The organism is Micromonospora sp. WMMC415 (assembly GCF_009707425.1).
Taxonomy (GTDB): domain Bacteria; phylum Actinomycetota; class Actinomycetes; order Mycobacteriales; family Micromonosporaceae; genus Micromonospora.
In genome coordinates this window covers 711,088-735,743 of the sequence record NZ_CP046104.1, presented here as the reverse complement: position 1 = coordinate 735,743, position 24,656 = coordinate 711,088, and the positions used below count along the sequence as shown (strand labels likewise).

Sequence of the window (24,656 nt, the reverse complement as noted above, 5' to 3'; positions counted from 1 at the left end):
GTGCCGCCCCGACCGCGCGGAGGTCGAGGCGGCCTGCGCCTACAGGCGCGGGTCGACCGGCTCGGACTCGCAGGCGAGGATCGCGAACACCAGCTCGTGGCGACGCCACAGCGGCGCCCCGGCGACCAGCGCGTCCAGGGCGGCCAGCCCGAGGCCGTGCTCCCGCAGGGCGAGGCCACGCTTGCGGCCCAGGGACCGGCGACGCAGCAGGGCCAGCTGGTCCGGCTCGGTGTAGCCGGGACCGTAGATGATCCGCAGGTACTCCCGGCCCCGGCACTTGACGCCCGGCTGGAGCAGCGATCCCCGCGCCGACCGTGCCGCGAGCCCGGCGTACGGCTTGACGACCATGCCCTCGCCGCCGGCCGCCGTGAGCCCGAGCCACCAGTCGGTGGCCTCCGCCTCGGCCGCCGGGTCGGACAGGTCGACCACCCGACGGCGGGTCGGCGTCACGAACGCCGGGTCGGCGGCGTGGAGCCGGTCGGCCAGGTCGAGGTGCCAGCCGTGGTCCCGGTCCGGGTAGGCCGACTTCGCCCCGGCCAGCACCGCGAACGGTGCCAGGGTCACCCCGCGCAGGCCGTCGGTCGGCCCCACGTACGCCCGGTAGGCCGCCGAGTACGCGGCCACGTCGTCCCGGCGGCGGGCCGTCCGGTCCCGCAGCTCGCCCAGGTCGATCCCCCGGGCGGTGGCGGCGTCCAGCGCGGCCAGCGCCGCGGGCAGGGCCGCCCGGCCGGCGGCGCCGACACTCGCGTACTGCTCGCGGATCAGCCCGCCCGCCTTCGCCGACCAGGGCAGCAGCTCACAGTCGAGCAGCAGCCAGTCGGTGTCCAGCTCGGCCCAGAGCCCGGCGACGCCCACCGCCGTCCGGACCCGGGCGAGCAGCTCGTCGTCCAGCGGCGACCCGAAGAACGGCCGGCCGGTCCGCGTGTACACCGCGCCGCCGCCGAACGGGCCGAGCGACGGCTCCCGGTCGACCAGGACGACCGCCCGCGAGCCCATGTGCTTCTCCTCGCAGACCACCCGGTCCACGCCCGCCGCGCGGTAGTCGGCGAACGCCTCGGCCGGGTGCTCCAGGAAGCCGTCCACGGTCGACGTCGAACACGGCGCCATCGTGGGCGGCAGCCACCCCAGCCGGTGCGGGTCCACGGCGAAGCGGCTCATCACCTCCAGCGCCGCGGCGGCGTTCTCCGCCGGCACGGTCAGCGACCCGTACGGGTGCTCGACGTGCCGCCGGCCGGTCACGTCGGTCAGCTCCAGCACCTCGTCGGGACGGGCCGGCGCGGCGGTCAGCGGGCGGACCGGCGCGTACCACTCCCGCTCCGCCGGCACCGAGACCAGCTCCCGCTCGGGGTAGCGCAGCGCCGTGAGCCGGCCGCCGAACACGCAGCCGGTGTCGATGCAGATCGTGTTGTTGACCCACTCCGGCTCCGGCGTGGGCGTGTGCCCGTACACGACCGTCGCGGACCCCCGGTACTCCCGTGCCCACGGGTAGCGCACCGGCAGCCCGTACTCGTCGGTCTCGCCGGTGGTCTCCCCGAACAGGGCGAACGCGCGGACCCGGCCGGACGCGCGGCCCTGGTACTCCTCCTTCAGCCCGGCGTGCGCCACCACCAGCCGGCCGCCGTCCAGCACGTAGTGGCTGACCAGGCCGTCGACGAACGCCGCCACCTCGGCCGCGAACGTCTCCGGCTCAGCGGCGAGCTGCGCCATCGTCTCCGCCAGGCCGTGGGTGAGCCGCACGTCCCGGCCGCGCAGCTTGCGCAGCAGCTTCTGCTCGTGGTTGCCGGGCACGCAGAGCGCATGTCCGGCCGCGACCATGCCCATCGCCAGGCGGAGCACGCCGGGCGAGTCCGGGCCGCGGTCCACCAGGTCACCGACGAAGACCGCGGTACGCCCCGACGGGTGCGTCGCGTCCACCGGCCGGCCGGCGTCGTCCCGCACCAGATCCCAGCCGAGCCGGACCAGCAGCGCCTCCAGCTCGGCCCGGCAGCCGTGCACGTCGCCGACGATGTCGAACGGCCCGGCCAGCTCCCGGCGGTCGTTGAAGAGCTTCTCGTAGCGGATCTGCGCGGCCTCGATCTCCTCGACCCCGCGCAGCACGTGCACCTTCCGGAAGCCCTCACGCGCGAGCTGCCCGTACGTGCGCCGCAGGTCCCGCTGCATCCGGGCCAGCACCGGCCGCCCGAAGGTGCGGTCGGCCCGCGACTCCGTACGTTCCCACGCCAGGGCCTCGGGCACCTCCAGCACGATCGCGACCGGCAGCACGTCGTGCTCGCGGGCCACCCGGACCAGGGCGGCCCGCGCGTGCGGCTGGAGGTTCGTCGCGTCGACCACGGTGAGCCGCCCGGCCCGCAGCCGCCTGCCGGCGACGTAGTGCAGTACGTCGAACGCGTCGGCGGACGCCGACTGGTCGTTCTCGTCGTCGGCGACCATTCCCCGGAAGGCGTCGGACGAGAGCACCTGCGTCGGCGCGAAGTGCCGGCGGGCGAAGGTGGACTTGCCCGAGCCGGAGACGCCGACCAGCGCGACCAGGGCCAGCTCGGGAATGTCGAGGACGGTCATCGGTCGGCCTCCGTCCGGGTGAACACGGCGAGTTGGGTCGGTGCGCCCACCTCGGGGTCGTCGTCGCCGACCCCCCGCAGGACGACGGTGTAGCCGTACGTGGAACCGACGCGGGCGGCCCAGCCGGCGAACTCGGCGCGGGTCCACTCGAACCGGTGGTCGGCGTGCCGGAGGCGTCCGGCGGGCAGACCCTCGTAGCGCACGTTGTGCTCCACGTTCGGGGTGGTCACCACGACCGTGTGCGGTCGGGCGTGGCCGAACACGGTGTCCTCCAGCGCGGGCAGCCGGGGCGGGTCCACGTGCTCGACGACCTCCATCAGCACCGCCGCGTCGTACCCGCGCAGCCGGTCGTCCCGGTAGGTCAGCGCGGACTGCCAGAGCCGGATCCGGTCGCGCTGCCGCTCCGGCAGCCGCTCCAGCCGCAGCCGCCGCGCGGCGACGGCCAGCGCCCGGGTGGCGACGTCGGTGCCGACGATCTCGGTGAACCGTCGGTCGCCCACCAGCGCCGCGAGCAGCGCCCCGCCGCCGCAGCCCAGGTCCAGCACGCGGCTCGCACCGGCCTCGGCCAGCGCCGCGAGCACGGCCTCCCGCCGGCGTACGGCGAGCGACGGCCGGACCGGTCCGGCCTCCTCGGTGGTCTCGTCCACGGTGTCGGCGTCGGCGGCCGGCTCGTCGGCGAGCCGCTCCTCGGCCAGCCGGGCCAGCGCCAGCCCGGCCAGCGCCCGCCGGTGCGCCAGGTAACGGCGGCTGATCATCGCCCGTTCGGGGTGGTCGGCCAGCCAGCCCGCGCCCGCCCGGAGCAGCTTGTCCACCTCGTCCGGAGCCACCCAGTAGTGCTTCGCGTCGTCCAGGACCGGCAGCAGCACGTACAGGTGGTTGAGGGCGTCGGCCACCCGCAGCGTGCCGGTCAGCGTGAGGTCCACGTACCGGCTGTCGCCCCACTCGGGGTGCGTCTCGTCGAGGGGGACCGGGGTGGCGGTGACCGTCCAGCCGAGCGGGCCGAACATCCGCGCCGCGACGTCCACGCCGCCCCGGCACCGCAGCACCGGCACGCGGACCTCCAGCGGGATCGGCGTACGCGCCAGCTCCGGCCGGTCCCGGGACTCGCCGCGCAGCGCCGAGCGGAACACCCGGGACAGGGCGGAGGAGAGCAGGCTGGACGCCGCGTACGGCCGGTCGTTGACGTACCGCCCGAGGGTGAAGGTGTCGGGGGGTGCCGCCGCCTGCCGGCCCTTGCCACGCGGGCCGGCGAGGCGCAGCGGGTCGACGTCGAGCAGCAGGGCGGCGGTGCAGCGGTCCTCGCCGGCCTCCGGGTAGAACACGTGCGCGGTGCCGACGGGCACGTCGAAGGAGTGCGCCCGGTCGGGGTGCTTCACCAGCAGGTGACCGAGGTCGGTCGCCGGACGGTGGGTGGTGGAGAGGGTGAGCAGCACGCCGACCATGGTGTCAGTCTCGTCGATCTTGTGTCGTCCCGTTTTGCCCTGCCGTCGGGCCTGGATCGCGCCCGTAACGGACGGTGCCCCGCCGACCGGACAGGTCGGCGGGGCACCGGGTGGTGGGAGGTGTCAGGCCACGAAGCGCGTCTTGCGACGGCGGGTCACCACGTAGCCGGCGGCGCCGGCGATGAGCAGCAGGCCGCCGATGACGGTCACCAGGGTGGTCGAGTCACCGGTGATCGGCAGGGTCGGGTCGTCCCCGTCGCCGCCACCCGCGCCGCCACCGGCCGCGTTGACCAGGATCTTCGCGGTGTCGTTGGCCGGGTTCAGGTCCTTGATCTCGAGCTCTTCGTGGCCGGTGCGCAGCTTCACCTCGCCGGTCTGGCTGCCGGCCTTGTCGATGCGCACCTCGAACGCGAACTCGGCCTTCTCGCCCTTGCGGAGGACACCGTTCAGGAAGCACTGGTAGACGGCGGCACCGGGCTTGCCCGGCTCCACCTCGTCGTTGTCGACGTCCCAGCAGGTCTCCGGGGCGCTCACGGCGGTGACGCCCTTCGGCAGCGTGACATAGGTCGTGACCCACATCCCCTCGGCGGCACCGGTGCCGACCGCCGCCGGGCCGTTGTTGACGTAGCCGACCTTCATCGGGGCGGTGCTGCCGACCTCGCCGTTGACGGTGGCGCCGACCGCCGCCACGTCGGCCTTCTGGTCGCCGGTCACTTGGAGCTCGATCCAGGTCTCGTTGTTGTACGGGTCGACGTCGGTCTGCGGCGTACGCTGCGCGCCGGCGGCGGACTCGAGCTTCAGCTCACCCTCGGTGCCCTTCTGGCCGAACTCGACGCCCAGATCCGCCTGCGACAGGAACTCCTCCCAGTCGGCCGGGGTGAACCAGATCGCGGAGCCGAAATCGGTGTTCGGCGCCCAGTTGTCCGCCGGCACGGTGAACCCGAAGCTGGAGTCGAGCCGGACGGTCGCGTTCTCGGCGATGGTGGTGTCGAACGTGCAGGCGAAGGCGTGGAAGTCGAACTCGCCGCTGGTGTACTCGCAGTTCTCGTACCGCTTGGAGGGGGTCAGGCCGTACGAGCCGAAGACCAGCAGGACCGCACCGTTGGCAGCCTTCTGCCCCCGGTTCTCCACCTGGAGCGGGGCCTTGACGGTGGTGCCGGGAGCGCCCTTCAGGGCCAGAGACTCCGAAGCGGCCAGGTCCACGCCCTCACCGATGGTGACGGTCGAGCTGAAGGTGCCCGAGCCGCCCTCGGTGTCGGTGACGTTGAACTCCAGCGCACCCTCCTGGCCCGCCTCGGCGCCGTCCTTCGCGCGCACCATCAGGTCGACGATGTTCAGGAACGAGCCGTCGTCGTCCTGGTCCACGACCTTGCAGGTCAGAATCGCGCCGGACTCGGTGCAGTCGTCCTCCATGAAGGGCTGCACGTCGGCGAAGGCCGCAACCTTGCTCCGGTCGACCTTGACCGTGAAATCGCCCAGCCGCTCGGTCGTGAGGCCGAAGAGGCTGACCCACTTCTCGGTCCCGCCGGGAGCGAGGATCACGTTGTTGGCGTAGAGGTCCAGGTCGTCGGCCGGAGCCGCCGAGGCTGGGATTGCGGAGGCGGCCACGAGCGCGCCTGCGACGCCGATCCCGGCGAGCCAGCGCCGGGCGGAGTGCTTGAGCATGGGGGTTCCTTCGATGGGGGTCGCCAGAGGTGGTGGCCAGCGGATCTTAAGGAGCCCTTAAGCGTGTTCGCTGCCCCCGACGCTCCCCGAGCGGCAACATCGACCGAACGGCTGATCATCTCCGCCGCAACGGCCGGGTCCGCCGTCACGCGAGGTGAGCGCATCGACCGCCCTGGTGCTGTGCCGGTCCCCGTCCGTTGAACGGATCCGGCCGGCGCCGCATCCCGTGTCCGGGGGCGGCACCGGCCGGTCGGTCCGGTCGAGCGTCAGCGGTAGTCGTCCTCGTCGGCGGCGACGACCCGGGCCTGCTCCATGGCGTCCCAGTCGGCGACCTCCAGGCCGCGGTGCGGCTCGACGTCGACCTCGCTGGGACCGACGACCGTGGCCTGCTCCACCGCGTCGGCCGGCTCCGCCTCCAGGTCCCGCTCCTCCGGAGCGAGGTGGTCGCTCGGGGCGAAGTCCTCGTCGGGCTGACCCATCGTCCCTCCCTGGATCTCGTGCGGACAGCTACCCCACACACCGTACGGGTTGACCACCGTCCCCGCTCGGAGCCGGGACGAACGAGGAAACCGGAATGGTGCCCCCGCCCGGTGCGCCGGTGCCACGATGGTGGCATGGGCTTCCTGATCCGGCTGGCGATCACCGCGGTCGCGCTGTGGATCACGACGCTCATCGTGCCCGGGGTGGAGGTGAGCGGCCGGTCCGGCGCGAACACCGCCCTCACCCTGATCGTGGTGGCACTGATCTTCGGTGTGGTCAACGCCGTGCTCAAGCCGCTGATCAAGGTGGTGGGGTGCGTCTTCTACCTGCTCACCCTCGGGCTGTTCGCGCTGGTGGTCAACGCCCTGCTCTTCCTGCTCACCGACTGGATCGCCGGCGTGCTGGACCTGCCGTTCCAGGTGGACGGTTTCTGGGCGGCCTTCTGGGGTGCGATCGTGATGGCCGTCGTGACCTGGCTGATCAGCGTCGTCGTGCCGGACAGCCTGGAAGGGTGATGACCGCGGGCACCGGGTCGGTTGTGCCGGCCGCCACCTTCTACGGGATACTGCCGGCGGTGGACAGCGCGGTCCGGCGCACCCAAGGACAACAGCGGCCGGTGACGGCCGAGAGCGGTAAGTAAGGAGCGTTCGACATGCCCATCGCTTCCCCCGAGGCCTACGCGGAGATGCTGGACCGGGCCAAGGCAGGCCGGTTCGCGTACCCCGCGATCAACGTGACCTCCTCGCAGACCCTCAACGCGGCGCTGAAGGGCTTCGCCGACGCGGAGAGCGACGGCATCATCCAGGTCTCCACCGGCGGCGCCGAGTACCTGTCCGGCCCGTCCGTGAAGGACATGGTCACCGGCGCGACCGCCTTCGCCCTGTACGCCCGCGAGGTGGCGAAGAACTACCCGGTCAACATCGCGCTGCACACCGACCACTGCCCGAAGGACAAGCTGGACAAGTTCGTCCGGCCGCTGATGGGCATCTCCCAGGAGCGCGTCAAGAACGGCCAGGAGCCGCTGTTCCAGTCGCACATGTGGGACGGCTCGGCGGTGCCGGTCGCGGAGAACCTGGAGATCGCCGAGCAGCTGCTCACCGAGGCCGCCAAGGGCAAGATCGTCCTCGAGATCGAGGTCGGCGTCGTCGGCGGCGAGGAGGACGGCGTCGAGAACGCCATCAACGAGAAGCTGTACACCACCGTCGAGGACGGCCTGGCCATGGTCGACGCGCTCGGCCTGGGCGAGAAGGGCCGCTACATGGCGGCGCTGACCTTCGGCAACGTGCACGGCGTCTACAAGCCGGGCAACGTCAAGCTCCGCCCTGAGGTGCTCCACGACATCCAGGTGGCCGTCGGCGGCAAGTACGGCAAGGACAAGCCGCTCAGCCTGGTCTTCCACGGCGGCTCCGGCTCGCTGCTGTCGGAGATCCGGGAGGCGCTGGACTACGGCGTGGTGAAGATGAACATCGACACCGACACCCAGTACTGCTTCACCCGTCCCGTCGCGGACCACATGTTCCGCAACTACGACGGGGTCCTCAAGGTCGACGGCGAGGTCGGCAACAAGAAGATGTACGACCCGCGGGTCTGGGGCAAGGCCGCCGAGGCCGGCATGGCCGCCCGGGTGGTCGAGGCCTGCGAGGCCCTGCGCTCCACCGGCACCAGGATGAAGTGACGCGCTGACCCGTACGGCGGCCGGCTCCTTGCGGGGAGCCGGCCGCTCGCGTCTTCAGGCCCCGGTGAGCAGGCGTACGGCCACCCGGACGTCGTCGGTCACGTGGATGGTGGGTGAGAGGTCCCCGAACGGGGACGCGGCGAGCAGCGGTCGCAGCAGCGACTCCACCGGCAGCTCGCGGGTCCAGTACGCGCGGTCCAGGAACACGTACGCGCCGCTCGCCCCGTCGGTGCCGTAGTAGGTCTTCGTCGCCGCCTGGAACACCTCCTGCACGGTGCCGGCCCGGCCGGGCGCGAACACGATCCCGCCCCGGGCCAGCCGCAGGATCGTGTCCTCCCGGATGGCGTTCGAGAAGTACTTGGCGATCCGCCCGGCGAACAGGTTCGCCGGCTCGTGCCCGTACAGCCAGGTCGGGATGGCGAGCCCGCCGCCGCGCGCCCAGTCCACGTCGCCGGCCGTGAGGGCGGCCGAGTCGGCGCGGGACCGACTGGCCGCGTCGCCGGTGCCCGCCGGCGGCGGGAGCGCCGCACCGAACAACTCCCGGACCCGCAGCGCCGCCGCCGTGTACCGGTCGTGGTCGGTGAAGTCGGGTGCCCCGGCCAGCAGATCGATCGCCTCGTCCAGGTCGGCGGCCGGCCGCAGCGCCAGGTACGCACCCAGGTTCGCCGCCTCCATCACACCGGGCCCGCCGCCGGTGACCACCAGCCGGTCGGCCCGGGCCAGCTCGCGACCCAGCACGGCCGCCATCCGGTACGGCGTGCTGCCCCGCGGCACCGCGTGCCCACCCATGATGCCGACCACCGACTGCGGGCCGTGCGTGGCCAGCCAGGCGCGGGTGGCGTCGGCGAGGGCGTTGTCCACACCGTGGTCGTGCAGCCGCTGACCGAGCGCCTCCCGGACGTCCGGCAGCGCACCGCCGTGGGTGCGGAAATGCGCGTACACGCGGGTGTCGTACATGCCCTCGAAGCCGCCGTTGGCGAAACCGGCGGCCAGGTCCTCCGGGGTGTACAGGTGCGACGGCTGCGTGGGGTACGGCAGCCCGGAGAAGGGCGGCACCACGTTCGCGCCGCGCCGGACCAGGTCGGCACCGACCTCCCGGGAGGCGAACCGGCAGCCGACGAAGAGCGTGCCGGCGACGGCCACGCCGCGGAGGTCGGGAGGGTCGAGATCGAGCCGGAGCCCCTGCACGGTCAGCCCGGCGAGGCTGCCGGTGGCCAGCCGCCGGTCGAACTCGGTGCGGGTCTCGACCTCGTCGGCGCAGATGTGCGGCTCGATGACGTCCGCGGGTGGTGGGGTCGGCACCGGATCATCCTGCCCGGTCCCGGCAACCCGCCAAACCACCCGCGGGCCGGGCGGAACCGGCCCCCATGGGCAGGAGCCCGGTGGCGCGGCCACCGGGCTCCTGCGAAACCGGGTCCTGGGGAGGCTCCGGACCATTAGTTGTAGTGGAAAACATCCCGCTCCGGCATGGGCCGCAGGCGTGACCAACTCCTCACCCGTTCAGCCGACCGGGTCCGCCAACCCTCTCGCGTGTCGCGTTGCGAAGCGGGTTGAATGGGACGATGCAGAACCTGTTGCCGGAGCCACCGGCCACCCTCCTACCCGCGCACGACGAGGCCGACGCTGCCCTGGCCGCCGCCGAGGAGACCGGCAGCGACGAGGCGTTCGCCGAGGTGGCGGCGCGCTTCCCGACCTTCAGCGCGGCCTGGGCCGCGCTGGCGGCCCGCGCCTTCGCGGCGGGCCAGGTCATTCCGGCGTACGCGTACGCGCGCACCGGCTACCACCGGGGCCTCGACCAGCTGCGCCGCAGCGGCTGGAAGGGGCACGGCCCGGTGCCGTGGTCGCACGAGCCGAACCGGGGCTTCCTGCGCTGCCTCTACGTGCTGTCCCGGGCCGCCGACGCGATCGGCGAGGCGGACGAGGCGGCCCGCTGCGCCCAGTTCCTCCGCGACTGCGACCCGGCTGCGGCGGACGCCCTGGCCAGCAACTGACCGCACCACCGAGGGCCGGCCGGGTGCGTGGCCGGCCCTCGTCGTGGGTCAGAGGCCCTCGGCGACCGCTGCGGCGATCTTGAGCCAGGCGTCGCGGGTGGCGGCGGAGAGCGCCCCGTACCGGATCGGCTCGCCGGTGTCGATGAGCCGCTCGTACGGGGCCAGCAGCACCGCCCGGGTCCGCGCCGAGAAGTGCTCCTGGATGGCCGGCAGGTCGATCTCCTTGCGCGACGGCGGCATCGAGACCACCGTCACCGCCTGCCGGACCAGCCGCTGCCGCCCGCTCTGCTCCAGGTGGTCGAGCATCCGGGCGGCCGTCTCGGCCGAGTCGTTCCGCGCCGACATGGTGACCACCAACTGGTCGGTGGCGTCCATCGCGGCCTGCCAGTTCTGGGCCCGGACGTTGTTGCCGGTGTCCACGAAGATCAGCTTGTAGAAGCGGCTGACCACCTCGCGGATCTCGGCGAACGCGGCGGCGGTGAGCATCTCGCCGCCGGTGGCCGACTCGTCCGAGGCGAGGACGTCGAACATCCCCTCACCCTGCGACCGCACGTACTGGGACAGGTCGCCGACCCGCCCGTGCGAGCCGTGGAACTGCCCCAGGTCGCGCAGCAGGTCCCGGACGGTACGGGCGTGGAAGTCCTGCTGGGCGCGCATGCCCAGGGTGCCCTGGGTCTCGTTGTTGTCCCAGGCCAGCACGTAACCGCCGCGCTTCTGGCCGAACGTCATGGCGAGCAGCAGGATGGCGACGGTCTTGCCGGCGCCGCCCTTCGGGTTGACCACGGTCACCTGCCGCAGCCCGCCGAAGTTGCGGCGGACCATCTCGATGTCCCGCCGCAGTTCCTGCTCGTGCCGGCCGGGCGGCAGGCGCAGCCCGATGCGGTTGGCCACCGCCCGGACGCCCATCGTGGCCACCGGGTCCGCGGGGCGCACCTGCCGGCGCCGGGCGAAGTCCTCGGCCGTCGGCGGGGCACCCACCTCGGGGCTCCACCCCGCCTGGGGGGCCGCTTCCGGTGTCGGGTACGGCCCGGGCTGCGCCACCGGGCTCTGCTGCCAGGGCGGCGGATACCAGCCGGGCTGGGGCGGGAACGGGCCGGGCGGCGGTGGCACGACAGCCGCCTCGCCGGGGGCGCCCGACTCGGGCGGGGTCGCGGCCGGGACGGCCTCGGTCGGCGGCGCCCACGCGGGGGCGGGCGGGGCGGTTTCGTTGCCCCAGGCGGCGGCGGGCGTACCCGCCTCGGCCGGCGGTGCGCCGGTGGTGTCGTCGCCCCACGCCGCGGACGGCGTGCCCGCCTCGGCGGGCTGCGCGCCGGTTTCGGTGCCCCACGCCGCGGACGGCGTGCCCGCCTCGGCCGGCGGCGTCCAGGCGGGTTCCGGCGGGGTCCCCCCGGCGTCCGGGCGGGTCGGCTGGGCGGGCGATGCCGTGCCCGGATGGCCGGGTGGCTCGGTCGGCCCGGGTCGCTGCGGGGGCTGGGCCCACGGAGACTCGCCGGCCCGGCCGGCGGGAGTGCCGCCGGGCGCGGTGTGGTCCCCGCCGGCGTGCCGGGTCGCCGACGTCCCGCCCCGCGCTCCGGCGTAGCTCTCCGTGGCCTGCGGGGCCGCCGACCCCTCGCCCCGCGCTTCGGCGTAGCCCTCGCCGGCGTGCCCCGCCCTCGATGTCTCCCCTCGCGCCCCGGCGGTGCCCGGAGCGCCGGTGCCCGGGCCGGCGGGACCGGCCGCGTCGAGGCTGAACGGCAGGTCGAGGTCGACGCCGGCGGGCTGACCGGGTCGGGGTGCCGGCACCGCCGCCACGCCGGCGGCCGGTGGCGGGCCGGCGTGGCCCGCGCCCGCGCCGCCGGACGCCGTACCGGTGTGTGGGGCGGGGTGCGGGAAGGCCGAGCCGCCGCTCACCGGCGCGGTTGCGGCGTCCGGTCCAGGGAGGTTGCCCCCGGCCGTCGCCGGATGGGTGCCGTGGGCCGGACCGGGCGGCGGTGGGGGCAGCGGGGTCTGGCCGCCCCACCGGGCCGGATCGCCGGGTTGGGCCGGAGCCCCTCCGGGTGCCCACCCGGACGGGGGAGGGCCGCCGGGCGCCCAGCCGGATGCGGCGTCGGCGGGTGCCCACCCGGACGAGGCGCCACCGTCGGGCGACGCGCCGGTGCGGTCGTCGGTCGGGTCCGGGCTCCACGGACGGGCGGCTCCGGGCGGGCCGATCATCGCCCAGCCACCCGGGACCGGCGCCCCGCCGCTCACCGCCGGCCCGGCGGACGCGGGTGGCTGGCCGGGGACGCCCGGTGGCGCCCAGGACGGCGCTCCCTCTGCCTGGGCTGCGGGCCACAATGGTTCGATGTCCCGCTCGGGCACCGGCTGCTGGCCGGGCGCGTACGACCGGTCGGCGTTCTCGTCCACCACGAGTCCTCCCCATTCCTCCTGCCGAGGATAGGCCCCCGGGGCCGGCCGGGTCGGATCGCCGGGACCGGTCAGGCCGACCACACCGCCCAGGCGCCCGGCTCGGTCCACCAGGACCGCTTGCGGCTCAACGTGCCCTCGGCGCCGTCGTCGACGAACGGGACGGAGCCCTCGCGGGGCACCACGGCCACCGCCCGCCCACGGGCGCGGCGGACCTCGAGTCGTACCCGCTTGCGACCCCACCGCGACCGGACGACCACCGGGACGGCCACCGCGACCTCGACCAGGCCGTCGGTCGGGTCCGGGGTCGCGAGCAGCGCCACGTCGTCCAGCCGGGCGTACCCACCGGCGTTGCCGATCGCGCAGGCCAGCAGCGGTTCGTCGCCCGCGGTGAGGATCGTGTCGTCGACCTCCACCCGGCCCCGCCACTGCAGCGGCCGGCCGCCCTCGTCGGCCGCGCCGAGCAGCGCGCCGTCGAGCGTCACCGAGCCGCCGTCGTTGCGCAGCAGGTCCAGCCGTCGGGGTGCGCCGTCCAGCACCGCGGCGGCGACCGCCGCCGGGTCACGGGGCAACCCGAGCTGCGCCGCCAGGTCCCGGTGCGCGCCGCTGCGGGCCGGATCGAGCGGGAGTACGCCGACCGGCGGCAGGTCCGGCACGGTCCGGTTGGCGGCCAGGTCCTCCGGGCGGCGGCTCGGCGGTGGGGCGTACCGCCGGACCAGCCGGCGCACCACGGCGCGCAACTGTGCGTCACTGGCTGTGGCGACGACGAGGCGGGTCTTGGAGTCGGGGTCGGGCCAGGCGAGACCGTCCGGCCGGGGTGGGCCGTCGAGGCGGGCGAGCACCTCGTCGATCTCCGCGTCCGAGCGGGCGGTCACCGTCTCCACCCGCGCGCCGCGCGCGGTCAGCGCGTCCGCGCAGGCCAGCACCGGTACGCGCGGCGTCTCGCAGCGTTCCTCGGCCGGCTTGGCGGCCGCCTCGCCCGCGCCACCGCAGCAGCCGTCGCCGCTGCCGCAGCCGCCGGGGGCGTCCCGCTCCGAGCCGAGGGTGAGCAGCACCACGTCGTACACGGGTTGGAGCCTCCTGACTCTCGGCGCAACCCCTGCCGGTCGCGCCGTCACTACTTGTTAGCCTGACACCCCGGGCTCGCTGACCGGTCGCCACCTGGCACCCGAGCCTTCTGGAGGCTGAGAAGATGCCAGCGATCGTGCTCCTCGGTGCCCAGTGGGGCGACGAGGGCAAGGGCAAGGTTACCGACCTGCTGGGTGAGCGGGTCGACTACGTCGTGCGCTACTCCGGCGGCAACAACGCCGGTCACACGGTGATCACGCCGGACGGGCAGAAGTACGCGCTGCACCTGATGCCGTCGGGCGCCCTCTCGCCGAGCGCGAGGATCGTCATCGGCAACGGCGTGGTGGTCGACCCGAAGGTGCTGCTCACCGAGATCGACGGGCTCGCCGAGCGCGGCGTGGACGTCTCCCGGCTGCGCATCTCGGGCGACGCGCACCTGATCATGCCGCACCACCGGGCGCTGGACCGCGTCGTCGAGCGCTACCTCGGTTCGTCCCGGATCGGCACCACCGGCCGGGGCATCGGGCCCGCGTACGGCGACAAGGTCGCCCGCATGGGCATCCGCGTGCAGGACCTGCTCGACCCGGGCATCCTCCGCAAGAAGCTGGAACTCGCCCTGCGCGAGAAGAACCAGATCCTGTTCAAGGTCTACAACCGCAAGGCGATCGACGTCGACGCGACCGTCGAGGAGTACCTGGAGTACGCCGAGCGGCTCACGCCGTACATCGCGGAGACCCGGGCGATGCTCTGGGACGCGCTGGACCGCGGCGAGACCGTGCTGCTCGAGGGCGCCCAGGCGACCATGCTCGACATGGACCACGGCACGTACCCGTTCGTGACCTCGTCGAACCCGACGGCCGGCGGGGCGTGCGTCGGCGCGGGCATCCCGCCGACCGCCATCACCAAGGTCATCGCGGTGAGCAAGGCGTACACCACCCGGGTCGGCTCCGGGCCGTTCCCGACCGAGCTGTTCGACGACAACGGCCAGCACCTGCGCAAGATCGGCCACGAGTACGGCACGACCACCGGCCGCGAGCGCCGGTGCGGCTGGTTCGACGCCGTCGTCGCCCGGTACGCGTGCCGCCTCAACGGCGTCACCGACCTGGTGGTGACCAAGCTGGACGTGCTGACCGGGTTGCCGAAGGTGCCGATCTGCGTCGGGTACGAGATCAACGGCCGGCGGGTCGACGACATGCCGATGACGCAGACCGACTTCCACCACGCAACCCCGGTGTACGAGGAACTCGACGGCTGGTGGGAAGACATCACCAAGGCCAGAACCGAGGACGAACTCCCGGAGAACGCGAGGCGCTACATCGCCCGCATCGAAGAACTCTGCGGCACCCAGGTCAGCGTCGTCGGCGTAGGCCCAGGCCGCGAGGAAAACGTACTCCGCCACCCCCTCCTCCCCTAACCCACCCCACCCCCACCCCACCCCCCCGGGCCCGGGTCACCCGCGTTGATCATGGAGTTAGCGGGTTGGTTGATCTCTAAATCACCCGCTAACTCCATGATCAACCAGGGCACGGCGTGGGTTGTCCACAGGAGGGTCGGGGTTATCCACAGGGTCTCGCGGTCGGAGTGAATGTGGTCCAACGTCATGTTCCGTGGATCGTGACGAGGTGCTGGGCAGGATTCTGGGGCTGCAGGACGGGTTGATCACCCGGGCGCAGGCGCTGCGGATCGGATTCAGCCGGAACGAGATCGACTGGCTGGCCGGGGCTGGTCGGTGGCGACCGGTTGCGCGTGCGGTCTACCTCGTCGGCCATGATCCTCAGGGCGAGGTGTCTCGGCGATGTGCGATCCGCGCCGCGTTGCTGTCGCTCGGGCCGCACGCCCACGCCGTGCTGGGAACGGCCGCAGAGCTGCACGGCATCGCCGGCCTGCCGCAGAGCAGCGAGATGCATGTCGCCGTGCCCGGGCGCTGTGGCCGGCCGCAGCCGGCCGATCCGCCGAACGTGGTGTTGCACCAGTTCGAGCGTTCGTCTGGTCAGCTGGTGCGAATCGACGGCCTTCCGGCGACGACGCCGCTCGTCACCGTGGCCGAGGTGATCCTTCGGGTCGCTCGATATCCGGCAGTCTCGGTGCTCGACTCAGCGCTGAATCGAGGGCTTGTCGCCGACGATGACCTGCTCGTCATCCCTCGCCTCATCCGGGGTCGGCGGGGAGCGGTCGCAGCACGGAGCTACCTGGCGGAGGCGGACGGGCGGGCCCAGTCCCCGCTGGAGACAAGGGCGAGACTGCGCTGCGTCGACGGCCGGGTGCCGCCCGATGTCCTGCAATTGGAGGTCCGCGACGACGACGGCTACCTGCTCGGCGTCGGCGACCTGGGCTGGCGCGCCTCCCGGGTGATCGCCGAAGCGGACGGCAGGGGCCCGCACGGCACCCCGGACGCGATCTTTGCCGACCGCCGCCGGCAGAACCGCCTGGTCAACGCCGGCTGGACGATCCTCCGCTTCACCTGGCAGGACACCCTCGACCCGGCCTACATCCCCTGGACCGTCCGCAACGCGATCGCCGCCGCCCGCGCACGTCGATCATGACGTCAGCGGGTGAGTCGATCTCCAGATCACCCGCTGACGTCATGATCAACGGGGGCGGGGTGGGGGGTCGGTAGGATCGGGCGCGTGCGGGTTCTTCTTCTTGGTGGTGGGGGGCGGGAGCATGCGCTCGCGCTCGGGCTCGCCGCCGATCCGGCCGTTCAGACGCTGATCGCGGTTCCCGGGAATCCGGGCATCGCCGCGCTCGCCGACATCAGGGACGTGGTGGCGGCCGATCCGGGGGCGGTGGCGGCGTTGGCCGTGGAGACCGGCGTCGACCTGGTGGTCGTCGGGCCGGAGGCGCCGCTGGTCGCGGGAGTCGCTGACGCCGTACGCGCCAAGGGCATCCCTGTCTTCGGCCCGTCCGCCGAGGCCGCCCGGCTGGAGGGCTCGAAGACGTTCGCCAAGGACGTGATGACCGCCGCCGGGGTGCCGACCGCCCGCGCGTACACCTGCACGGACGCCGACAGCGTCGCCGCCGCCCTGGACGCGTTCGGCGCGCCGTACGTCGTCAAGAACGACGGCCTCGCCGCCGGTAAGGGCGTCGTCGTCACCGACGACCGCGCCAGCGCCGAGGAGCACGCGCGCGAGTGCGGCCGGGTGGTGATCGAGGAGTACCTGGCCGGCCCAGAGGTGTCGCTCTTCGTCGTCACCGACGGCGAGGCGGCCGTTCCGCTGCTGCCGGCGCAGGACTTCAAGCGGGTCGGCGACGGCGACACCGGCCCGAACACCGGCGGCATGGGGGCGTACGCGCCGCTGCCCTGGGCCCCGCCCGGCCTGGTCGACGAGGTGATGCGTGACGTCGTCCACCCCACGCTGGCGGAGATGCGCCGCCGGGGCACCCCGTTCGCCGGCCTGCTCTACGTCGGCCTGGCGATCACGGCGGCCGGCCCGCGGGTGATCGAGTTCAACGCCCGCTTCGGCGACCCGGAGACGCAGGTGGTCCTCGCGCTGTTGGAGACGCCGCTGGCCGGGCTGCTGCACGCCGCGGCCACCGGCACGCTGGCGGATCACCCGCCGCTGCGATGGCGGGACGGCGCCGCCGTCACCGTCGTGGTCGCCGCCGAGGGCTACCCGGCGACGCCACGCGCCGGCGACGTGATCACCGGCGCCGACCGCCCGGGCGTCATCCACGCCGGCACTCGTCGCGACGCCGACGGCACCCTGCGCTCCGCCGGGGGCCGGGTTCTCTGCGGTACGGCCACCGGCTCCGACCTGGCCGCCGCGCGGGACGCCGCCTACGAGCTGGTACGCGGCATCGAGCTGGCCGGCTCGCACCATCGCACCGACATCGCCGTCGCCGCCGTCGAGGGCCGGATCACCATTCCGGCCTGACGCCCGCCGCCGGTGGCGCCTTCCGAGAAAGTCGCCCGCCCCGGGCAACCCGGACCCTCGTCGCCTCCGTTTGAGTCGTGAGGCGAGGAGGTGACGGGGTTGCCCGTCGACATCGAGGGTTACCGCGAGTACGTCGGTGCCCGGCTGGAGCCGCTGCGCCGCACGGCGTACCTGCTCTGCGGTGATTGGCACACCGCCGACGATCTGGCGTCGACGGCCCTGGTCAAGTTGCTGCGGCACTGGCGGCGGGTGTCTGTCATGGACAGCCCGGACGCGTGGCTCCGGCGTACCCTCCTGCGGGTCTGGCTGGACGAGCGCCGCCGACCGTGGCGGCGCGAGGCCGCCTGGGCGCAGGTTCCGGACGCCGCCGTCCGGTCGGGCAGCGACGGCACCGCGGACCGGCTGACCCTCCTCGCCCTGCTGGCCGAGCTGCCGCCGCGTCGCCGCGCGGTGCTCGTGCTGCGGTACTTCTGCGACCTTTCGGTCGAGGAGACCGCCCGCGAGCTGGGTTGCACCGCCGGCACCGTGAAGAGCCAGACGGCCCGGGCGATCGACGCGCTGCGTGAACGGCTCCGAGCGCCGGGCCCAGCGGAGGAGGCGAGAAGCCGTGGATGAACTCTCCCAACGGATGCGTGCGGCCGTTGGCACGGCACCGCCGACCCGGATCGACGTGGAGGATCTGATCAGCGCCGACGCGCGGCGACGCCGGCACCGGGCGTGGACGGTCGCCGGCACCGGGGCGGCCGCCGCCGTCGCTGCCGTCCTGGCGGTGCCGGCGATGCTCGTCGGTCCCGCCGGAACGCCGGCCGCCGGCCCGCCACCCGCTGCGTCGGCGTCGGCCGTCGGCACGCCGCTGTGCGACTCGGTGACCCCGAAGGCCAGCGGCCCGCAGCCGCCGCTGCAGTCGCACGACACGGTCCGTCCCCGTCCGACGGAGACACCGGCGGAGGGGGTCGGCCGCCTGTCCGCCGCGCTTCGGGAGGTGGTGGCGTCCCAGCTGCCGGACGGCGTCTCGGTCGAGTCGGTGCAGCCGCGGTGCAGCGCGCCCCAGTTCCGGTACCACCCGAGCTACCGGGAGTACGAGGCGGGCGGCGAGCTGCGGCAGGGAGAGTCAGCCGGATGGTTCATGGTGCGGGTCGCTCCGCGACCGGCCAGGGACGAGGCGACGTGCGAGTTCGCGCCGGACTCGCGTAACTGCAACCGGGTGGTCCATTCCGACGGGTCGGTTTCGGTGTTCAGTCGCATGCCGCTCGGTGATGGCTTGATCCAGCTGTCGGTGTCGGTGTTCCGTCCGGACGGCACGCTGGTGTCCGTTGTGACCAGCAACGGTCGGATCAAGCCGGCCGGCAACGGCACCGCTACGACGGTCACCGCCAGGGAACCGTTGCTGACCGGCGAACAGATGATCGCCATCGGCCGGGCGCCGGGGCTGACGCTCTACCCCTGACCGGGTGGGTCGCGATGGGCCGAGGGTGTCCACTGCTCGCCCAGCGGGACGGGCCCCTCGGTCCGCCACGTCGTCCCGCCGGGCGGGGCGGGCGGGTATCGGGGTGGCTCGTCCAGCGTCCGCAGCACTGGCAGCGGTGCGGCGGCCACGGCCGCCACGAGCAGCGCGCCGGCCAGCACCAGGAACGCCGTCCGTAGGCCGAGCCACTCCACCAGCGGGCCGGCGAGCAGGTAGCCGGCCGGGCCGGCGGCGTACGCGAAGGAGGTCATCACCCCGACCACCCGGCCGCGCAGGTGTTCCGGGGTGCGGGTCTGCATCGCGTAGTTGGCGAGGGGGTTCACCGGCCCGTACGCGAGGCCGACGAGCGCGGCGGCGGCGAGCAGCACCGGGTACGCCGGCAGGAACGCGAGCCCGAGTAGGGCCACGCCGGTGATCACGAGCGCGACGGCGATGAGCGTCCGGCGGTGTACCAGCCGCCCGGCGGCGCCGGAGCCGAGGGCGCCCACGACCGACCCGGCGCTCATGGCCATCAGGACCGTGCCGAGCCGGGCGGGCTCCCCCTGAGCGACGAACCAGGCGGGCAGGAGTACGCCCTCGACCGGCAGGTAGAGCGCGACCAGCACCATCGTGATCAGGGCGATGGTGCGGAGCAGCGGGTCCCGCCAGACGAAACGCAGGCCCTCCGTGGTGCCGCGCCACACGCCGCTCGGTGGACGTTCGGGCCGACCGGCGCCGGGCAGCCGGACGGCGGCGATCAGCACGACGGAGAGCGCGAAGCCGGCGGCGGTGACCCAGAACGTCGCGCTCGGGCCGACGGTGGCGATGAGCAGGCCGCCGATGCCGGGGCCGACCAGGAAGGCGACGCCGAAGACCGCCTCGTGCACGCCGTTGGCCCGTTCGATCCGCCACCCGGCGGCCTGCGCCGCGGCGGGCAGCAGCGTCTCCCGCGCGGTGAGGCCGGCCGGGTCGAAGACCGCGCCGAGCACGGCCAGCGCGACGATCCAGCCGAGGTTCAGTCCGAGCAGGACGTCGACGAGCGGGATCGCGGCGACGGAGACCGCCGAGAGCGCGTCGGAGACCAGTGCGGTCCGCCGGCGCCCCAGCAGGTCGACCACCGTGCCGGAGACGAGGCTGGACAGCAGCAGCGGGAGGCCGCTCGCCGCCGCGACGACGCCCGCCGCCGTGGCGCTGCCGGTGCGTTCCAGCACCAGCCACGGCAGCGCCACGATGGCCACCCCGTTGCCGGTGGCCGAAAGCAGGGTCGCCGCCTCGACCAGCAGCAACGGCGTACGGCGGCGACGCCCGGCGGGGATCATGATGACCGAGCGTAGAGGGCGGTCATTCGTAGTAGCGGCGCAGTTCGCGGGTGAGCACCTTTCCGGTGGCGTTGCGCGGCAGGTACTTCACGAAGACGACGTCCCGGGGGACCGAGAAGCGGGCCAGGTAGTGCCGCACGTACTCGCGGACCGCGTCCGGGTCGAGCGTCTCGCCGGGGTGCAGGGCGAGGAACGCGGCGAGCCGCTGCCCGTATTCGGTGTCCGGCACGCCGATCACGGCCGCTTCGCGGATCTGGGGTAGCTGCGCGAGCAGGTGCTCCACCTCGGACGGGAAGACGTTCTCGCCACCGGAGACGATCATGTCGTCGGCGCGGCCGTCGACGAAGAGCAGGCCGTCGGTGTTCATCCGGCCCAGGTCACCGGTGTCGACCAGGCCGTCGTGGCGTTCCCGGTCCGCCCCGGAGGTGTAGCCCTCGAAGAGCATCTCGTTGCCGACGAAGATCCGGCCGACCCGGCCGCGCGGTACCGGCTCGCCGGCCTCGTCGAGGATGGCCACGCGGGTGCCGTGCGGGGGCCGGCCGGCGGTGGTGGGGGCGGCGCGCAGTTCGGCCGGGCCGGCGATGGACGCCCAGGAGACCTCGGTGGAGCCGTACAGGTTGTGGAGGACGTCGCCGTACGTGTCCATGAAGGCGGTGGCGAGGCCGCCGGGCAGCGCGGACCCGCTGACCGCGACGACCTTCAGCCGGGGTTTCGGGTCCGGCGGCGGCACCTCCATCAGTCGCTGCACCATGACGGGTACGGCGAAGAGCGCGTCGCACCGGTGCGTCACGAGGGCGGCGAGCGTGGCGGCCGGGTCGAAGCGGCGGTGCAGGACGATCGTGGCGCGCAGCGCGAAGCACACCTGGAGGGCGGCGAAGCCCCAGGTGTGGAAGATCGGGGCGGCGATCAGCACCCGGTCCCGGACGTGCAGCGGGATGCGGTCGATGATGGCGACCAGCGGGCCGAAGCCGTTCGGTGTGGGCCGCCGCGCGCCCTTCGGCGCGCCGGTAGTGCCCGAGGTGAGGACGATGATCCGGCCGTCGCGTTCGGGCGGGGTCAGCGAGCCGGGCAGGGCGTCGACGGTCAACTTCTCGCGGGCCCGCTCGTCGAGGCGGGGAAGTTCGTCGGGGAGGCCGAGGAGCCGCTCGGCGAACTCGTCGTCGTGCACCAGTGCCCGCAGCCGCTGCTCCTCGGCGACGGTCGCGAGTTGCGCCGCCGAGAGCCCGGTGTTCACCAGGACGGCGTCGACCCCGAGCAGGGTGGCGGCGACGATCGTCTCGATCAGGCCGTGGTGGTTGCGGCAGAGCACCCCGATCCGCTCCCCGGCGTGGAGGCCGTACGCCGCGCGCAGCGCCCGGGCCAGCGCCTCGGACCGGTCGAGCAGCTCGGCGTACGTCAACTCCGCGCCCTGCTCGTCGACCAGCGCGGTGCGGCCCGGATCCCGGGCGGCGGCCTGGCGCAGCTCGCCGGCGAGGCTCCAGCCCCACCGGCGCAGGGAGTTGAGCTGGGCGGCGACCCGGATCGGCCGGCCGGGGGTGAGCAGTCCGCGGCGGGTCAGGGTGGCGACGACGAACGGCAGGTCCATGCCACTGGCCTCCTTCGGCGGTACGCGAAGGGCCCCCGGAACCCGGGGGCCCTTCCTCGACGAACGGTGCAGCCGCGGACCGGCCGGGCTGGCGGGGCTCAGCGGATCTGGACGCCGGAGATGGCGCGGGAGATGACGAGCCGCTGGATCTCGGAGGTGCCCTCGAAGATGGTGTAGATCTTGGCGTCCCGGTACCAGCGCTCCACGGGGTGGTCGCGCAGGAAGCCCGCGCCGCCGAGCAGCTGCACCGCCTTGTCGGTGACGGCGACGGCCACCTCGCCGGCCTTCAGCTTGGACATCGATCCCTCGCCGGCGGTGAAGGGCCGGTTGTTGCGCCCCATCCAGGAGGCGCGCCAGACCAGCAGCCGGGCCGCGTCGATCTCCATCTTCATGTCGGCCAGCGCGAACGCGACCGCCTGGTTCTCGATGATCGGGCGTCCGAACTGGATCCGGTCCTTCGCGTAGTCCAGCGCGTACTCGTAGGCGGCCCGGGCCACGCCGAGCGCCTGCGCGCCGACGGTGGGCCGGGACAGCTCGAACGTGCGCATCGCGGCCTGACCGGAGGCGCGCTGCCCGGACCGGGCCCGGGCCAGCCGCTCGTCGAGGGCGTCCTTGCCGCCGAGCAGGCAGCGCCCGGGCACCCGTACGTCGTCGAGGAAGACGTCGGCGGTGTGCGACGCGCGTAGGCCCAGCTTGCGCAGCTTGCGGGTCGCGCTGAGCCCGGCGGTGCCCGGCGGGACGACGAACGCCGCCTGCCCTCGCGACCCGAGTTCCGGGTCGACCGAGGCGGTGACGACGTGCACCCCGGCGATACCACCGTTGGTGGCGTACGCCTTCTGCCCGCGCAGCACCCACTCGTCGCTGGCCTCGTCGTAGACGGCCCGGGTGCGCATCGCGCCGACGTCGGAGCCCGCCTCGGGTTCGCTGGTGCAGAACGCCGCGACGGCGGGCGAGTCGATGTCGCCGAAGCACTGCGGCACCCACTCGACGAGCTGGTCGGGGGTGCCGGCGCCGTAGATGGCGGCGACGGCGAGCCCGGTGCCGAAGATGCTCAGGCCGATGCCGGCGTCACCCCAGAAGAGCTCTTCGCTGGCGATGGGTAGCGAGAGCCCGGTGGGGTCGGCCCAGCAGGTGGCGAGGAACTCGAAGCCGTAGAGACCGACCTTGGCGGCCTCCTGGATGATCGGCCAGGGAGTCTCCTCCCGCGCGTCCCACTCGGCCGCGGCCGGGCGCACGACCTCGGCTGCGAAGCCGTGCACCCAGTCGCGTAAATCCCGCTGTTCCTCGGTCAGGTCGAGCGAGAACTCGGCCATGTCAGCCCTTGGGGATGTCGAACAGGTTGGCGATGTTGGCGGCGAGGCCCAGGTCGCCCTTGGCCTTCAGCTTGCCGGTCATGAACATCATGACCGGGTTGGCCCCGCCGGAGACGGTCTTGAGGAACTCGACCGGGCCCATGGTGAGGCTGAGCTTCGGGTCGTGCTGCGGGGTCTCGTTGACCGTGCAGGTGCCGTCGGCGATGACGACCTCGTACGTGTCGGTGCCACCGTCGGGGCGGCCGGTGATGTTCCAGTGGATGACCGCGTTGGTCGAGCCGGCCCGGTCGGCCCGGAACAGCTGCGGCATCCGGCCGAAGACCTCGCTGAGGATCTTGCCGCGCAGGTCGCCGGACATCACCTCGGCGATCTTGTCGTCGGGGGTGGACTTGACCAGCTGCGCGAACTCCTTGGGGCCGACGTTGGCGAAGTTGGCCGGGTCGAAGTCAGTCATCAGGCGCACCTTCCGGGGGAATTGGCTACTCGTGCGTAACCCTACGCACGAGTAGGTATGCTCGCAAGGGTGTCCAGCACCCCCACCTTCAAACGACTGCCGCGGGCCGTCCGTGAGCAGCAGATGCTCGACGCGGCGGTCAAGGTCTTCTCCCGACGGGGCTACCACGCGGCCAGCATGGACGAGATCGCCGACGACGCCGGCATCTCCAAGCCGATGGTGTACGCGTACCTGGGCACCAAGGAGGAGCTCTTCGTCGCCTGCCTGCACCGCGAGGGGACGCGGATGATGCAGGCCATCGCCGGTGCCGCCGCCCCCGACCTGCCGGCCGACGAGCGGCTCTGGCGCGGGCTGCGCGCCTTCTTCGGCTTCGTCGGCGCGCACCGGGACGGCTGGGCCGTGCTCTACCGGCAGGCCCGTGGTGAGCAGCCGTTCGCCGGGGAGCTCGCCGCGATGCGGGCCCGAATGGTCGAGGTGGTCGCCGGGATGCTCGACCACGCGCTGCGCGCCGAGGGCCGCGAGGTGACCGAGGCCGAGCTGGAGGTGGTCGCGTACGCCCTGGTGGGCGCGACCGAGTCGCTCGCGGACTGGCTCGCCGACCATGCGGAGGCCGACCCGGAGAAGACCGCCACCCGGATGATGAACGTCGCCTGGGTCGGCGCCGCCCAACTCCTGCACGGCACCACCTGGCGCCCACCCGAGCAGTAAGGAAGGGCCCCTTATTAACGCCTCCGGTAGAGGAAGGGCCCCTTCTTAACAGCGCCGCGCCCGTCAGCCGCGGGCGGTGGTCCGGCGGCGGGCACGGCGCACCGCCTCGATCAGCACCGTCACCACCACCGACACGCCCAGGCCGGCCAGGACGCCCCGGAGCGGGTCCCGCTCGAAGGTGATCCCGCCGAAATAGCCGAGCAGCACGCAGTACAGCGCCCAGGTCACCCCACCGATCGCGTCGTACAGCAGGAACGACCGCCGCGGGTAGCGGACCGCACCCATCGTCAGCGTGACCGCCGTCCGGCCGCCCGGGACGTAGCGCGCGGTGGTGAGGATCATCCCGCCGTGCCGGTCCAGTGCCCGGCGGGCCCACTCCAAGCTGGCCCTGCGCCGGCTCTCCGCCGGGAAGTTGGCGAGCCGCCGCGCGCCGCCGCCGCGTCCGATCTCGTATGAGACATGGTCCCCGGCGATCGCGCCGAGCGCGGCGGACACCCAGACCGCCACCAGCTCCGGCTGGCCGCTCGTGGCGAGCACGGCCGCGGCGATCACCGCCGCCTCGCCGGGCACCATCGGGACGACCGCGTCGACCGCCGTGAGCGCGAAGATCAGCAGGTACACCCACGGTGAGGTGACCGTCTGTCGCAGCAGGTCGAGCACGGACTCCATGCCCCCATGCTCGGGGCCGGGCTG

General features: G+C 73.6%; 21 protein-coding genes. 9 read left to right on the top strand and 12 right to left on the bottom strand.

Annotated elements, in window-relative coordinates:
- Positions 1-39: 39 nt before the first annotated feature.
- The 4 genes from GKC29_RS03590 to GKC29_RS03575 all read right to left on the bottom strand — a co-directional run bounded on the left by GKC29_RS03590 (position 40) and on the right by GKC29_RS03575 (position 6,145).
- Positions 40-2,559 carry a polynucleotide kinase-phosphatase gene (locus tag GKC29_RS03590; protein WP_155329466.1) on the bottom strand — a complete coding sequence of 840 codons (2,520 nt, stop codon included), beginning with the start codon at positions 2,557-2,559 and terminating at the stop codon, positions 40-42.
- Entirely contained in the window at positions 2,556-3,992 is a 1,437-nt protein-coding gene (locus tag GKC29_RS03585) for a 3' terminal RNA ribose 2'-O-methyltransferase Hen1 (RefSeq protein WP_155333965.1), read from the bottom strand. Before GKC29_RS03585 ends, GKC29_RS03590 begins: the two co-directional genes overlap by 4 nt.
- 132 nt (positions 3,993-4,124) lie before the next feature.
- Positions 4,125-4,367 carry an LPXTG cell wall anchor domain-containing protein gene (locus GKC29_RS30470; RefSeq protein ID WP_370463348.1) on the bottom strand — a complete coding sequence of 81 codons (243 nt, stop codon included), beginning with the start codon at positions 4,365-4,367 and terminating at the stop codon, positions 4,125-4,127.
- Between the two features lie 1,565 nt (positions 4,368-5,932).
- Entirely contained in the window at positions 5,933-6,145 is a 213-nt protein-coding gene (locus tag GKC29_RS03575) for a hypothetical protein (RefSeq protein WP_155329464.1), read from the bottom strand.
- A 135-nt stretch (positions 6,146-6,280) separates the two neighbouring features.
- Between GKC29_RS03575 and GKC29_RS03570 the strand changes: the two genes are divergently transcribed.
- Both GKC29_RS03570 and fbaA read left to right on the top strand, forming a co-directional pair.
- On the top strand, positions 6,281-6,661 hold the full coding sequence (locus GKC29_RS03570) for a phage holin family protein (RefSeq protein WP_155329463.1): 381 nt from the start codon (positions 6,281-6,283) through the stop codon (positions 6,659-6,661).
- Between the two features lie 137 nt (positions 6,662-6,798).
- The gene (gene fbaA, locus GKC29_RS03565) at positions 6,799-7,821 is read left to right on the top strand and encodes a class II fructose-bisphosphate aldolase (protein ID WP_155329462.1); all 1,023 of its coding nucleotides are present in this window, start codon (positions 6,799-6,801) and stop codon (positions 7,819-7,821) included.
- 54 nt (positions 7,822-7,875) lie between these two features.
- Here the strand turns inward: fbaA and GKC29_RS03560 are convergent, their stop codons facing one another.
- Positions 7,876-9,123 (bottom strand): LOG family protein, encoded by a 1,248-nt coding sequence (locus tag GKC29_RS03560; RefSeq protein ID WP_196255794.1) that lies wholly within the window; start codon positions 9,121-9,123, stop codon positions 7,876-7,878.
- A gap of 260 nt (positions 9,124-9,383) precedes the next feature.
- On the opposite strand from GKC29_RS03560, the gene GKC29_RS03555 reads away from it, so the two are divergent.
- The gene (locus GKC29_RS03555) at positions 9,384-9,812 is read left to right on the top strand and encodes a DUF3151 domain-containing protein (RefSeq protein ID WP_155329460.1); all 429 of its coding nucleotides are present in this window, start codon (positions 9,384-9,386) and stop codon (positions 9,810-9,812) included.
- Positions 9,813-9,860: 48 nt separating this feature from the next.
- On the opposite strand, the gene GKC29_RS03550 is transcribed toward GKC29_RS03555, so the two are convergent.
- Together GKC29_RS03550 and GKC29_RS03545 are read right to left on the bottom strand one after the other, a co-directional pair.
- A complete protein-coding gene (locus tag GKC29_RS03550; RefSeq protein ID WP_155333964.1) occupies positions 9,861-12,197 on the bottom strand; it encodes a chromosome partitioning protein in 2,337 nt (778 codons plus the stop codon).
- Between the two features lie 71 nt (positions 12,198-12,268).
- The gene (locus tag GKC29_RS03545) at positions 12,269-13,264 is read right to left on the bottom strand and encodes a hypothetical protein (RefSeq protein WP_155329459.1); all 996 of its coding nucleotides are present in this window, start codon (positions 13,262-13,264) and stop codon (positions 12,269-12,271) included.
- A 125-nt stretch (positions 13,265-13,389) separates the two neighbouring features.
- On the opposite strand from GKC29_RS03545, the gene GKC29_RS03540 reads away from it, so the two are divergent.
- The 5 genes from GKC29_RS03540 to GKC29_RS03520 all read left to right on the top strand — a co-directional run bounded on the left by GKC29_RS03540 (position 13,390) and on the right by GKC29_RS03520 (position 18,587).
- Positions 13,390-14,679 (top strand): adenylosuccinate synthase, encoded by a 1,290-nt coding sequence (locus GKC29_RS03540; RefSeq protein WP_155329458.1) that lies wholly within the window; start codon positions 13,390-13,392, stop codon positions 14,677-14,679.
- A 193-nt stretch (positions 14,680-14,872) separates the two neighbouring features.
- Positions 14,873-15,808, top strand: coding sequence for a hypothetical protein (locus GKC29_RS03535; RefSeq protein ID WP_155329457.1), 936 nt, complete (start codon positions 14,873-14,875; stop codon positions 15,806-15,808).
- Between the two features lie 84 nt (positions 15,809-15,892).
- Positions 15,893-17,140: a phosphoribosylamine--glycine ligase gene (gene purD, locus GKC29_RS03530; RefSeq protein WP_155329456.1), complete on the top strand. Its 1,248-nt coding sequence runs from the start codon at positions 15,893-15,895 to the stop codon at positions 17,138-17,140.
- 99 nt (positions 17,141-17,239) lie between these two features.
- The gene (locus GKC29_RS03525) at positions 17,240-17,755 is read left to right on the top strand and encodes a SigE family RNA polymerase sigma factor (RefSeq protein WP_155333963.1); all 516 of its coding nucleotides are present in this window, start codon (positions 17,240-17,242) and stop codon (positions 17,753-17,755) included.
- A gap of 13 nt (positions 17,756-17,768) precedes the next feature.
- Positions 17,769-18,587: a hypothetical protein gene (locus GKC29_RS03520; RefSeq protein WP_155329455.1), complete on the top strand. Its 819-nt coding sequence runs from the start codon at positions 17,769-17,771 to the stop codon at positions 18,585-18,587.
- On the opposite strand, the gene GKC29_RS03515 is transcribed toward GKC29_RS03520, so the two are convergent.
- From GKC29_RS03515 to GKC29_RS03500, 4 genes are all read right to left on the bottom strand, one after another.
- Positions 18,578-19,903 (bottom strand): MFS transporter, encoded by a 1,326-nt coding sequence (locus GKC29_RS03515; protein WP_155329454.1) that lies wholly within the window; start codon positions 19,901-19,903, stop codon positions 18,578-18,580. The two genes, GKC29_RS03520 and GKC29_RS03515, sit on opposite strands and share 10 nt — an antisense overlap.
- A 22-nt stretch (positions 19,904-19,925) precedes the next feature.
- Entirely contained in the window at positions 19,926-21,488 is a 1,563-nt protein-coding gene (locus tag GKC29_RS03510; protein WP_155329453.1) for an AMP-binding protein, read from the bottom strand.
- Between the two features lie 98 nt (positions 21,489-21,586).
- A complete protein-coding gene (locus GKC29_RS03505; protein ID WP_155329452.1) occupies positions 21,587-22,801 on the bottom strand; it encodes an acyl-CoA dehydrogenase family protein in 1,215 nt (404 codons plus the stop codon).
- Between the two features lies 1 nt (position 22,802).
- Entirely contained in the window at positions 22,803-23,255 is a 453-nt protein-coding gene (locus GKC29_RS03500; protein ID WP_155329451.1) for an SCP2 sterol-binding domain-containing protein, read from the bottom strand.
- A gap of 69 nt (positions 23,256-23,324) precedes the next feature.
- On the opposite strand from GKC29_RS03500, the gene GKC29_RS03495 reads away from it, so the two are divergent.
- The gene (locus GKC29_RS03495) at positions 23,325-23,963 is read left to right on the top strand and encodes a TetR/AcrR family transcriptional regulator (RefSeq protein WP_196255793.1); all 639 of its coding nucleotides are present in this window, start codon (positions 23,325-23,327) and stop codon (positions 23,961-23,963) included.
- Positions 23,964-24,026: 63 nt separating this feature from the next.
- On the opposite strand, the gene GKC29_RS03490 is transcribed toward GKC29_RS03495, so the two are convergent.
- Complete coding sequence (locus GKC29_RS03490) at positions 24,027-24,632, bottom strand: DedA family protein (protein WP_155329449.1); 606 nt, start codon at positions 24,630-24,632, stop codon at positions 24,027-24,029.
- Between the last annotated feature and the right edge of the window lie 24 nt (positions 24,633-24,656).

Excerpts from the sequence above, each read along its gene's own strand:
- GKC29_RS03590 (WP_155329466.1), bottom strand. The coding sequence starts at position 2,559 with ATGACCGTCCTCGACATTCCCGAGCTGGCCCTGGTCGCGCTGGTCGGC.
- GKC29_RS03575 (WP_155329464.1), bottom strand. The coding sequence starts at position 6,145 with ATGGGTCAGCCCGACGAGGACTTCGCCCCGAGCGACCACCTCGCTCCG.
- GKC29_RS03570 (WP_155329463.1), top strand. The coding sequence starts at position 6,281 with ATGGGCTTCCTGATCCGGCTGGCGATCACCGCGGTCGCGCTGTGGATC.
- fbaA (WP_155329462.1), top strand. The coding sequence starts at position 6,799 with ATGCCCATCGCTTCCCCCGAGGCCTACGCGGAGATGCTGGACCGGGCC.
- GKC29_RS03555 (WP_155329460.1), top strand. The coding sequence starts at position 9,384 with ATGCAGAACCTGTTGCCGGAGCCACCGGCCACCCTCCTACCCGCGCAC.
- GKC29_RS03540 (WP_155329458.1), top strand. The coding sequence starts at position 13,390 with ATGCCAGCGATCGTGCTCCTCGGTGCCCAGTGGGGCGACGAGGGCAAG.
- GKC29_RS03520 (WP_155329455.1), top strand. The coding sequence starts at position 17,769 with ATGCGTGCGGCCGTTGGCACGGCACCGCCGACCCGGATCGACGTGGAG.
- GKC29_RS03515 (WP_155329454.1), bottom strand. The coding sequence starts at position 19,903 with ATGATCCCCGCCGGGCGTCGCCGCCGTACGCCGTTGCTGCTGGTCGAG.
- GKC29_RS03510 (WP_155329453.1), bottom strand. The coding sequence starts at position 21,488 with ATGGACCTGCCGTTCGTCGTCGCCACCCTGACCCGCCGCGGACTGCTC.
- GKC29_RS03505 (WP_155329452.1), bottom strand. The coding sequence starts at position 22,801 with ATGGCCGAGTTCTCGCTCGACCTGACCGAGGAACAGCGGGATTTACGC.
- GKC29_RS03500 (WP_155329451.1), bottom strand. The coding sequence starts at position 23,255 with ATGACTGACTTCGACCCGGCCAACTTCGCCAACGTCGGCCCCAAGGAG.
- GKC29_RS03490 (WP_155329449.1), bottom strand. The coding sequence starts at position 24,632 with ATGGAGTCCGTGCTCGACCTGCTGCGACAGACGGTCACCTCACCGTGG.